The sequence below is a fragment of the Synechococcus sp. CS-1332 genome (genome assembly GCF_025127995.1).
Lineage (GTDB): Bacteria > Cyanobacteriota > Cyanobacteriia > PCC-6307 > Cyanobiaceae > Cyanobium.
Map to the genome: position 1 here is coordinate 26,094 of NZ_JAHLYP010000024.1, position 10,611 is coordinate 36,704.

Below are 10,611 nucleotides of genomic sequence, written 5' to 3' on the forward strand. Positions count from 1 at the left end.
AGCCGGTTCCCGGGATCCAGCTCCAGTACTTCTGTACTGCTGCGGGCGTAGTTTAGTGGTAAAACCTCAGCCTTCCAAGCTGATGATGCGGGTTCGATTCCCGCCGCCCGCTTTTTTCCTTCCCGAAGCGGCCTTGCTCTGGGACGTTCTGGACTTGGGGGTCGTTGCAGCGAGTGTGTCCTCGAGCAGGGGCGTTGCCACCAGCAGCATCAGGCTGCGGCTCTGCAGCGGTGCGGTCGCCGGCAGCCAGGGTTCGGGCGTCGCCGGCAGGTCATGGTCGCCGGGGATGGCCGTGTCGATGACCCGCCGCCAGCCGGCCGGCTGGGTCGGCAGCGCGAACTGCATCGGCTGGTAGTAGGCGTTCATTCCACACCAGACCAAGGGGCCGATGTTGGCGTCATGGAGGCTCCAGGCCAGGCAGTGGGACCAGCTGGCCCAGTCCGGCTTGCCCAGCTCGAGTCCGTGCCATTCCCGCCACAGGGGAGCTGCCCCTGGCCCCCTGGCCGTCCCGGTGTGGGCCAGGGGCAGCTCCTGGTTGAGCAGGGGTGCAAGCCGCTGGCGCAACTGGATCAGCCGCCTCAGGAAGCGACGCAGGGCCAGGTCGCCCGCGTCCGGCTGCCAGTGCATCCAGCCCAGGGGATTGTTCTGGCACCAAGTGTTGTTGTTGCCCCCCTGGCTGCGGCGCACCTCATCCCCCATCAGCAGCATGGGCACCCCGGGGGCCAGCAGCAGGCAGGCCAGCAGGTTGCGCAGTTGCCGGTCCCGCAGGCTCTGCACCTCCTGGTCGGTGCAGGGGCCCTCCACGCCATGGTTCCAGCTGTTGTTGTGGTTGTCCCCGTCGCGGTCGTTCTCGCCGTTGGCCAGGTTGTGCTTGCGGTCGAAGCTCACCAGATCCGCCAGGGTGAAGCCGTCGTGGGCGGTGAGGAAGTTGATCGTGCGCCCCACAGGGGCGGGTTGACCGTTGAACAGATCCGGGTTGCCCGAGAGGCGTTGGCTCAGGGTCCAGGTGCTGCGGTCGTCCCCCTTCCAGAACCGGCGCACGTCGTCCCGGAAGCGGCCGTTCCAGCTGGCCACCCGCCGGGCGGGAAAGTCGGCCAGGCGATAGAGGCCACCGCAGTCCCAGGGCTCACTCACCACTTTCAGATCGCTGAGATCGGGATCCGCCTCCATCTCTTCGAACAGGGGGGGGGTATCGAGGGGAGCCAGCGCTTCGCCGCGGGTCAGGGCGATGCCCAGGTCGAAGCGGAAGCCGTCGATGCCCAGTTCCGTGCTCCAGCAGCGCAGGGACTCCAGGATCAGGCGACGCACCAGGGGGCGGTTGGCGGCAATCGTGTTGCCGCAGCCGCTCACGTCCAGGTAGTCGCCTTTGGCGGTCTGGTGGTAGTAGAGGGCATCGCCGAACCCCCGCCAGCTCAAGGTGGGTCCCTGCTGGTTGCCCTCGCTGGTGTGGTTGTAGACCACATCCAGCAGCACTTCCAGGCCGGCCTGATGGCAGGCGGTCACCAATTGACGCACCTCCTGCCGGCCCTGCAGCGGGTCGCTGTCCACCAGGTAGGCCGGATGGGGGGCCATCCAGCTCACGGGGCTGTAGCCCCAGTGGTTGAAGCGTCCGTTGGGGGCATCCTGCGGATCGAAGGCCATCACCGGCAACAGTTCGATGGCCGTCACCCCCATCTCCTGGAGGTAGGGCAAGGTGTCGATCAGCCCCAGCAGGGTTCCCTGCCGTTGCTCCGGCACCGGGCAGCCGATGCCCCGGGTGAAGCCGCCCACGTGCAACTCGTAGATGACGCTCTTCTGCCAGGAGTGGCGCGGCCGGGGGGCGGCGTCGAAGTCGAACCGGTCCCGCTCCGTGACCACGCCCTTGAGGCAGGCGGAGGCGTTGGGGACGGCGCCGACGGCGGCGCCCCGTTGATAGCCCTCCCAGCCGGTGATCGCCCTGGCGCAGGGGTCAAGCAACACCTTGGAGGGATTGAATCCATGGCTGCCGGGCTGGATCGGGCCGAAGACGCGGTAGCCGTAACAGCAGCCCAGGCCCAGACCCTCCACCTCCACATGCCAGTGCTCACCAGAGCGGTGGGCGGGGTCGAGGTCAATCACCTCCAGGGGGTCGCGGGCCTCGCCGTCAGCGAAGATCAGCAGCTCAATGCGCGTGGCCAGCGGGGCCACCACGGAGAAATTGACGCCCCGGCGGGTGACGGAGGCCCCCAGTGGCCAGGGATGTCCGATCCGGGTCGCCGACAAATCACTGGCCTGGATTGCCCCCAAGGGTACGTCGGGCTTCCGGACGCTGCCGCCGGGGGTTCAATGGGGCCATGGCCAGTGCTGAAGCTTCCCTGTTGCCGCCCGAGGAGGGCCGACCGCCCCAGCGGGTGGGGCCCGGGTTGTGGCTGTTTGCGCCCAGCAGGGAGAGCCAGGGGGGCAGCGCCTGGCTGCTTGAGGCGGCCGGTGCCGATCTGCTCATCGATTGCCCCGCCTTCACCCGGGCCAACCTGCGGTTTCTGGCGGACCGCCCCCGCCACCGGGCTGGTGGCAGCGCAGGGGCCCAGAGCTGGATCCTGCTCACCGGCCGCGGCGGCCACGGGCGCTGCCGCCGCTTGCAGCAGGCTCTGGGATGGCCGGTCCTGGTGCAGGAGCAGGAGGCCTACCTCCTGCCCGGAGTGGATCCGCTGCACACCTTCGCCAGCGAGCACCAACTCGGCCCTGAGGTGCGTTTGCTCTGGACGCCGGGGCCCTCCCCGGGGGCCTGCGTCGTGCATGTCGCCCCGGTGGGGGGCGTGGGCCAGGACGGGCTGTTCTGCGGCCGACTGCTGGTTCCGACGGCGCCGGCCCGGGTGGCTCCCCTGCGGCTGCGGGGGACCTTTCACTGGGGCCGCCAGCTCCGGAGCGTGGAAGGCCTGCGCCAGTGGCTGCCGGCCGGGTCCCCCGACTGGATCGCCAGCGGTGCCGGCCTGGGGGCTCTGAGGGGCCCGAAGCTGGTGGAGCAGGGCGCCTCCCAGCTGTGGGACCTGGATCTGCAGGCCCTGGCCCTCCAGCCCCCCGGCGGGGGGCCGCTCCCCAAACCGCTGTCATGAGTGGACTTTTCTAGTTGCGGCCCCGCCGCAAGACCCATACGATTGGCGCGCTGAGCGCATCGGGCGGTCGGGGACTTCCGATTCGCCTCCATCACTCGACGTCCCGAACCCCGCCATCGCCACCTATCCGGAGGCTTCCCCCGAACAATGAACAAAGCTGATCTCGTCAACATCGTGGCTGCCCGCACGGAGCTCACCAAGACCGACGTTTCCCTCGTGGTCGATGCCGCCATCGAAACCATTGTCGATTCGGTGGTTGAAGGCAAGAAGGTCTCCATCCTCGGTTTCGGGTCCTTCGAGCCCCGCGAGCGTTCTGCCCGTCAGGGTCTGAATCCCAAAACCGGCGAGAAGATCAAAATCCCCGCCAAGCGCGTGCCCGCTTTCACGGCCGGCAAGCTGTTCAAGGACAAGGTCCAGGGCTGATCCGCACCGGAAGCCGTTTCGCCATGCCAGCGGCCGCCGGGGCTCCGGCCCCGGCGCTGCGGCTTCCCCTCCATCTCCAGGCCCAGCTGGCCTCGGGTCTACGGCTTCGAGGCCAGGGATACACCACACGCTTCGCCCCCTCACCCACCGGCCCGCTGCACCGGGGCAACCTGCGCACCGCCCTGCTCAGCTGGCTTGAAGCCCGGCTCAGGGGCGGGCAATGGTTGCTGCGCATTGACGATCTCGACGGCCCCCGCAACCGGCCGGGTGCCGAGGCCGCGATCCTCAACGATCTCCGCTGGCTCGGGCTGGACTGGGACGGTCCGGTGGTTCACCAGAGCGCCCGTCGCGGCCTCTACGCCACTGTCCTGTCGGCCCTGCGCCAGGCCGGCCGTCTCTACCCCTGCCGCTGCAGCCGGCGACTTCTTGCCGATGTTTCCGCACCCCACGGTGCCCTGGCGGTCTACCCGGGGTACTGCCGGGACCGTGCGCCCTTCTGGGGGGCCCAGGCCGGTCGACTGCCGAGCTGGCGCCTGCGACTGGAGCCCGGCGTTCTGCGCTGGCAGGAGCGTGGCGGGCCTTGCGGAGGCCAGGACGGTCCCGCCGCGGTGGGAGATGTGGTGCTGCGGCGGGCCGATGGCGTGGTGGCTTATCACCTGGCCACCGCCATCGACGAGCTGCTGATGGGCATCAGCGAGGTCGTACGCGGGGATGATCTCTGGCCCTCCACCGGGGCCCAGGTGGCGGTGATGGCGACCCTCGGTTGCCCCCCGCCGGCCTACGCCCACGTTCCCCTCTGGCGGGATTCCAGGGGCGAGCGGCTCAGCAAGCGGGAGGGGGCCGAGGGGCTGGCCGGTCTGCGCAGCCGTGGGATGGATGCCCCAGCGGTGATCGGTTGCCTGGCGGCGAGTCTGGAGTTGGTGCCGCCGGGCAGCCGCCTCAGTGCCAGGGAGCTGGCGTCCAGCCTGTCCCCAGAGGCAGTGAAGGCATGCCAAGACCCGCAAAGGACCTAAGCCAAAAATACTTAAGAAAGGTTTCGGAATTTAAGGGGTCTTGGCCAGGCACAGTGAGGAGATCAGAACAATCCCTCGCCCGTTGGTCATGTCCCGCCAGGTGCCCTCAGCCGATTCGAGGAGCCAAGCCCTTGTCCCTTGCCGATGTCCCCAGTGCGGAGGCAGCGGATTGCTGAGAATTGATGATCAGCGTTACCGCACCTGCCTCGATTGCCTGGGCCAGGGGCGCTCCCCGGCCATGGGCGCGGATGGACTGTTCTTTCGGATGGTCACCGCGACGTCCGTTTCCGCCGCCAGATGAAGAACGCGGTGGTCGCCACCACCGCCGCCAGAGGCGCCGCCGTGAGCAGCAGCAGGATCACAGCGGTCCAGTCGGTGTACATGGGGGCGTGTGTTGAAGCGGTGCCATCATCCCAGCAGACGCTCCCCGGCGATGACCAATGACCAGCTCCTCCGCGAGGCTTCCCGAATGGGTTCAGCACTCCGTGCCCTCTCCCTGGCTGCTGCCCTGTTGCTTTCTCTGATCGGGGGAGCAGACAAGGTTCTGGCGAACGTGCAATTCGAGAATTGCGTCAGCGGTGCCGATGGCTCGATCACCTGTGACACGGTGCCCACGGGCAACACCCTGATGAATGACGTTGATGCCCGTTATGGATTGCTCCAGAACGCCAGTCCTGGCTGGAGTGAGTTCGAGCCTTACCAGGGCTACGACGACGACTTCGGAGGCAATGAGACGTGATCACCCGGCGTTGGCCAGTTGCAACGACATGTGGCGTCACCTCGCGGGCGGCGCCTCCGCCGGGTTAGCTCAGAGGGGCTACTGACTGGGGTTGTGATGCATTTCTGGGCACCCGAGATCGATCCGGCGCATCCCCTGGAGTGCACCCAGGCCGAGCGCTATGTGCTGCAGCGTCTTTCCGACAGCTCCTATGTCTCCATCCGTCCTGTCGACCAGGGCCTGGGCGATGTGAGCGATCCGGCGTCGGCCTACCTGTTCCATACCCACGAGGCGGCCGTGCGCGCCGCCGGTGAGCTGAATCGTCTCGGTGGCGACGGCTTCGACGTGGTCAAGGTGGAATGGCCCGTTTCTTTGTGCTGAGCATTTGGATGGGGATGGGCCCCAGCCCTGAAGTTCAGCCCTGGGCCGGTTCAGCCGCGAGTTGGTCCCTGGCTTGTATCGGCAGCTCGACTAATGACGACAAGCCGATAAACCTTTATGCTGCGTCTTGTAAGGTTTTTTTTGCTCCCAATGCTCACCGGATCTGATCTCCTGACCAAGGTCAAGGAGCTGGGCGATGTCTCGAAATCTGATTTGGTGCGTGGTTGCGGCTACGTCAGCACCAAGAAGGATGGCGCCGAGCGTTTGAATTTCACGGCTTTTTATGAGGCTCTTCTGGAAGCCAAGGGCGTCAGCCTGGGCGAAGGCGGTGGCAAAGGTGCGTCCAAAGGCGGTCGCAAACTCAGTTACGTGGCCACCGTCCAGGGCAACGGCAATCTTCTGGTGGGGAAGGCCTACACCGCCATGCTCGATCTGCAGCCCGGCGATGAATTCGAGATCAAGCTGGGTCGCAAGCAGATTCGCCTGATTCCTGCCGGATCCTCCGAAGACGACGATTGATCAGCGGGGTGCTGGCCGGAAGGGATGTCCGCGCAAGGCGCCTGGTCAGGTTGGCGGAGGTTGTTTTTCCCGCTTGTCCCGTTCGCAGGACACAAGGAAAGCGGTCACTTGATCGCCCCAGTTCACCACCACGAGCATGTTTCGGGGAGTTCTGGAGAACCCCTTCTGGGACAGCACGGCAAAGCCGTTGAGATCGTCATGGCTCACCAGGGGATGTCTGCCCTGAAGGGCCTGCCAGGCCCGCAGAAAGGTTTCCCCCTCCAGAGCGTGGCATCGGGCATAGGCCTCTTCGGTTCTGACGCCCTGGCGCCGCAGTCTCACGAAACAGTCCAGGTCTGGCCCGAGATGGTCGATCCAGCGGCCGAGATCCCCCACCGGCACCACGCGGCTGGGGTCCGGGCTCCCGGACGCCAGCAGCAGGGCCGTGGTGGCCAGCGACCAGTGCGCTTCAGCCAACAGGCGTTCAGCGGCTTCGCTCAGGGCCCCATGGTGGCTCTCCAGCAGCCGTTCGTGCCGCACCCTCAGATCATCCATGGCTCGAGTATCGCCACCCATGCAGCCGCACGGAAACGGCTGGAAGGGGGGATGAGCAGTGAAGCCGGTGATCGGATTTGAACCGACGACCTACTGATTACGAATCAGTTGCTCTACCCCTGAGCTACACCGGCATCGGCCAAGAAATTAGCATTCGTCAGTTAGCCCTCTGCTGCGCGCCATTCCATGGGATCCGACCCGAAGAGATCCCTGGATCCTGAGCTGCGCCGCCGGTTGCTGGAAGAGGCCAGGACCCCGTGGCGGGGGCTCAGGCGGGCGCTGTGGTTCGCCTTGGTGGCTTCTGCCGGGCTTGGTCTGGCGACCATGGCGCTGCGGGCCTCCGCAGGCTCGGAGGTGGCCTCAGGGGACCTGCTGATCCAGGTCGGGGCCCTCAGCCTCTTCGGAGCGCTGCTCTGGTTCGACCGCAACCGGGTCGAGGGCTGAGGCCTGCGGCAGCTTCTGGGGTTGCGGCAGCAGCAGTGGCTCTGGCAGCAGCAGCGGCAGACCCAGGCAAAGACGTTGCTGCTCCAGTTCCGTCTGGGTGAGCGGTGGGGTCCCTGCCACGGTCTCGGCGTTGCGGCTGAGCAGCCAGAGGGACTGGACCAGCTGCTGCCACTGCCACAGCATCACCGCCAGGATCAGGGCGGCCAGCAGCAGGGCCACCAGGCGAGGACTGGAGCTGAAGGGGGAGATGGGGGAGGCCACGGCCGCGTGGCGGTCAATCCACCACAGCAGGGGCAGGCCCAGGGCGGCACCGCCTGCGGTGGCCAGGGCCAGAGCTGGGGTGGCCTGAAGCCGACTGAGCCGGCGCTGCAGCTCCCTACGAGCCCGCATGGGGGTCTGCAGCAGCAGCAACGACCAGACGTCGGCGGGGCGACGCACCAGCAGCAGGGCTGGTGCCAGGGCGCCGATCGCCCAGCAGAGCAGCCTCTCCAGCCCCGGCAGGGGTCCGGGGTCGCTGCCGGCGAGCACCAGCAGCACCAGCAGGGCCTCGAGCGGCAACACCCCGAAGGAGATCAGCTGGAGCCAGAGCAGGGGCTCGCTGCGGGGTGTCACGGGATCAGGTGCTGAGGGTCCGGCGCTGAGTCACCAACTTGAAGGCCTCGACCCGATCCCTCTCCTGCCAGCCGGTGAACCGATCACAGCCGATGCCGCACTCGAAGCCGGTGGCCACCTCCTTGACGTCGTCCTTGTTGCGACGCAGGGAATCGAGATCGCCTTCGTAGACGAGCTCCTTGCCGCGGTGCACGCGGATGCGGCAGTTGCGCTGCAGTTTGCCGTTGGTCACGTAACAACCGGCCACGGCGCTCTTGCCGATGGTGAACACGGCCCGCACTTCCGCCTCGCCCAGGTTCTCCTCCACCAGCTCAGGTTCCAGCAGGCCCTCCATGGCCATCTGGATGTCCTCGAGGAGCTTGTAGATGACGTCGTAGTCGCGCACATCGACGCCGGTGGCATCGGCGGCACGCTTGGCACCGGAGGCCATCGAGGTGTTGAAGCCAACGATCACGGCGCCTGAGGCCGCCGCCAGGTCGACGTCCGTTTCGGTGACCTCGCCAGGTGCCGACAGCAGCACCCGCACCTGAACCTCCTCCTGGGGCAGCTGCTCGAGGGATCCGAGGATCGCCTCGACGCTGCCCTGGACATCGGCCTTGAGGATCAGGTTGAGCTCCTTCAGCTCGCCCTCGCTGACCTGGCCCGACATCGAGGCCAGGGACACCCTCCGCGAGGCCATCTGCTGGGCCAGGCGGGTGGCCCGGGCTTCGTTGGCCCGGTCGCCCACCACCGCCCGGGCGCTCTTCTCGTCGGTGTACACCTCGAACTCATCGCCGGCGGTGGGTACCTCGCTGAAGCCGAGGGCCTCCACGGCGCTGGAGGGGCCAGCCTGCTTGACCCGTTTGCCGGTGTCGTCGACCATGGCGCGCACCTTGCCGAGAATCGGACCAGCCGCCAGCACGTCGCCGGCTTTCAGGGTGCCGTTCTGGATCAGCAGGGTGGCCACCGGACCCTTGGCCTTGTCGAGGTGGGCCTCGATCACGGTGCCCCGGGCCATCCGGTCGGGGTTGGCCTGCAGGTCCTCCACTTCGGTGACCAGCAGGATCATCTCCAGCAGCTTGTCGATGTTTTCGCCCTTGATGGCGCTCACGGGGACCATCACGGTGGTGCCGCCCCAGTCCTCGGCCACCAGATCGAGGCCGGAGAGCTCCTGTTTGACCCGCTCGGGCTGGGCCCCGTCCTTGTCGATCTTGTTGATGGCCACCACGATCGGCACCTCGGCGGCGCGGGCGTGGCTGATCGCCTCCAGGGTCTGGGGGCGGACGCCGTCATCGGCGGCCACCACCAGCACGGCCACGTCGGTGACCTTGGTGCCACGGGCCCGCATGGCGGTGAACGCCTCGTGGCCCGGGGTGTCGAGGAAGGTGATCTTGCGGGTTTCGTCACCGTGGGGCACATCCACTTGGTAAGCGCCGATGTGCTGGGTGATGCCGCCGGCTTCGCCCGCCGCCACCCGCGTCTTGCGGATGGCATCGAGCAGGCTCGTCTTGCCGTGGTCGACGTGACCCATCACGGTCACCACCGGTGGCCGGCGGATCAGGTGGGCCAGGTCGCTGGCCTCGATCATCTCCACGGTCTTCTTGGCCGCCGCTTCGATGTCGTCCTGGAGCACGGGCACGCCGAATTCCTCGGCCACGGTCTCGATCGTGTGCAGATCGAGGGTCTGGGTGACGGTGGCGCTGATCCCCTTGAAGAACAGGGATTTGATGATCTCGGAACTCTCCACCCCGAGTCGGTCGGCCAATTCCTGCACCGTGAGGTTGCCCTCGGGCACGATCAGCATCTCGGGACGCTGAGCCTTGGCTTCGCGGGACGCCCGCAGTTCCATGGCACGGCGCCGCTGCCGCTGGCGGGTCGTCTCCTTCTTGCGCTTGCGCACCGCCACGGTGGGCTTGGCCTGGGCACCGCCAGGGGTGCGGGGCTTGGCGGGTCGGGCCAGGCTGGCCTGGAGCACCAGGGCTTCCTGCTCGCCGGCGTAGCCACCGGTTTCGGCGGTGAGGGCATCATCGTTTTCGCCGATGATGTGGACCTTCTGGCGCTGCTTCTGGGGCGTGCGGCTGCGCAGGGCCTCGAGCTTGGCGCTGTCGTCCCAGTCGGGCCGCCGTGCGCCTGGGGCACGGGCGCCGGCCGGTGTGGGCGGGCGGAACCCGGGGCGACGGGGGGCCGCCGGCGGGGTGGCGGTGGGGCGAGTCACGCCCTCGGTATCCCCTCCGGTTTCGGTGCCGCCCTCGCTCCTGTCGGGCCGTCGCGGCGGCGCGGCAGTGGGTCGGCCGGTGGGTTTCTGGAGCTGCATCAGCTCGCCGGGGGCCATCGGCTTGCGCATGCCAGCCGGGATGCCCGGGCGGCCAGGGGCCGCCGGGCGCCCTGCGGCGGTGGTTCCGGGACCCGCCGAATCACGGCGGATCGGCTTGCCGACCAGCTCAAGCGGGGTGGGGCCGGGGCGGCCAGGAGCGGCACCGGCCCTGGAGCCAGCGCTGCCGGGTCGGATTGGCGCGGGGGTGCCGGGACGCTGCGGACGGGCTGAGGGGGGGGCTGGCCGGCTGCTGGTGGCACCGCCCTGGCCGGGCTGGGGTCGGCCGACGAGCTGGGGCCGGGTGGCCGGCGGCCGGCTGGGGACTGCGGTGCCCGTTCCGCCCTGCACGGGGCGGCCTGGGGCCGGCGCGGGTGGGCGTTGGGGCGAGCCGACGCGCACCGGCGGCTGGGAGGTGCGGTTCACCGGAGCCGGACTGGTGGGCTTCGGCGCCGCCAGGGGCTTGGCCGGCGGAGCCACGGAGGCAGGACGGGCCGGCGCCGCAGGGACCGGACGGGCCGGGGGGGTGCCGCTGCCCGGAGGGGTGGCCGCGGCCGGTTTGCCCATGATCGTGGGCGGACGGACGGCGGGCTTGCCGGCTTCAAC

Annotated in this window: 11 protein-coding genes and 2 tRNA genes; 8 read left to right on the plus strand and 5 right to left on the minus strand. The window is 68.3% G+C overall.

Annotation, left to right across the window (positions count from 1 at the left end; genetic code table 11):
- The first annotated feature begins 41 nt into the window (after positions 1–41).
- Positions 42–112: transfer RNA gene (locus KQ305_RS05140), tRNA-Gly, on the plus strand.
- Here the strand turns inward: KQ305_RS05140 and KQ305_RS05145 are convergent.
- Entirely contained in the window at positions 67–2,241 is a 2,175-nt protein-coding gene (locus tag KQ305_RS05145) for a glycogen-debranching protein (RefSeq protein ID WP_259724363.1), read from the minus strand. The two genes, KQ305_RS05140 and KQ305_RS05145, sit on opposite strands and share 46 nt — an antisense overlap.
- A gap of 71 nt (positions 2,242–2,312) precedes the next feature.
- On the opposite strand from KQ305_RS05145, the gene KQ305_RS05150 reads away from it, so the two are divergent.
- From KQ305_RS05150 to KQ305_RS05175, 6 genes are all read left to right on the plus strand, one after another.
- A complete protein-coding gene (locus KQ305_RS05150; protein WP_259724354.1) occupies positions 2,313–3,071 on the plus strand; it encodes an MBL fold metallo-hydrolase in 759 nt (252 codons plus the stop codon).
- A 147-nt stretch (positions 3,072–3,218) separates the two neighbouring features.
- Entirely contained in the window at positions 3,219–3,494 is a 276-nt protein-coding gene (locus KQ305_RS05155) for an HU family DNA-binding protein (RefSeq protein ID WP_015110525.1), read from the plus strand.
- 56 nt (positions 3,495–3,550) lie between these two features.
- Positions 3,551–4,507 (plus strand): tRNA glutamyl-Q(34) synthetase GluQRS, encoded by a 957-nt coding sequence (gluQRS, locus tag KQ305_RS05160; RefSeq protein WP_259724364.1) that lies wholly within the window; start codon positions 3,551–3,553, stop codon positions 4,505–4,507.
- Between the two features lie 469 nt (positions 4,508–4,976).
- Positions 4,977–5,246, plus strand: coding sequence for a hypothetical protein (locus tag KQ305_RS05165; protein ID WP_259724355.1), 270 nt, complete (start codon positions 4,977–4,979; stop codon positions 5,244–5,246).
- A gap of 96 nt (positions 5,247–5,342) precedes the next feature.
- A complete protein-coding gene (locus tag KQ305_RS05170; RefSeq protein ID WP_259724356.1) occupies positions 5,343–5,606 on the plus strand; it encodes a hypothetical protein in 264 nt (87 codons plus the stop codon).
- A gap of 150 nt (positions 5,607–5,756) precedes the next feature.
- On the plus strand, positions 5,757–6,125 hold the full coding sequence (locus KQ305_RS05175) for an AbrB family transcriptional regulator (RefSeq protein WP_259724357.1): 369 nt from the start codon (positions 5,757–5,759) through the stop codon (positions 6,123–6,125).
- Positions 6,126–6,170: 45 nt separating this feature from the next.
- Here the strand turns inward: KQ305_RS05175 and KQ305_RS05180 are convergent, their stop codons facing one another.
- On the minus strand, positions 6,171–6,659 hold the full coding sequence (locus KQ305_RS05180; RefSeq protein WP_259724358.1) for a hypothetical protein: 489 nt from the start codon (positions 6,657–6,659) through the stop codon (positions 6,171–6,173).
- 62 nt (positions 6,660–6,721) lie between these two features.
- A tRNA-Thr gene (locus KQ305_RS05185) sits at positions 6,722–6,793 on the minus strand.
- A 52-nt stretch (positions 6,794–6,845) separates the two neighbouring features.
- On the opposite strand from KQ305_RS05185, the gene KQ305_RS05190 reads away from it, so the two are divergent.
- Positions 6,846–7,103, plus strand: coding sequence for a DUF3493 domain-containing protein (locus tag KQ305_RS05190; RefSeq protein ID WP_259724359.1), 258 nt, complete (start codon positions 6,846–6,848; stop codon positions 7,101–7,103).
- Here the strand turns inward: KQ305_RS05190 and KQ305_RS05195 are convergent.
- Together KQ305_RS05195 and infB are read right to left on the minus strand one after the other, a co-directional pair.
- Positions 7,020–7,715: a low-complexity tail membrane protein gene (locus KQ305_RS05195; protein WP_259724360.1), complete on the minus strand. Its 696-nt coding sequence runs from the start codon at positions 7,713–7,715 to the stop codon at positions 7,020–7,022. The genes KQ305_RS05190 and KQ305_RS05195 overlap by 84 nt on opposite strands.
- Positions 7,716–7,719: 4 nt before the next feature.
- Positions 7,720–10,611 (minus strand): translation initiation factor IF-2 (gene infB, locus KQ305_RS05200; RefSeq protein WP_259724361.1); only part of this gene is annotated, 2,892 nt, incomplete at its 5' end.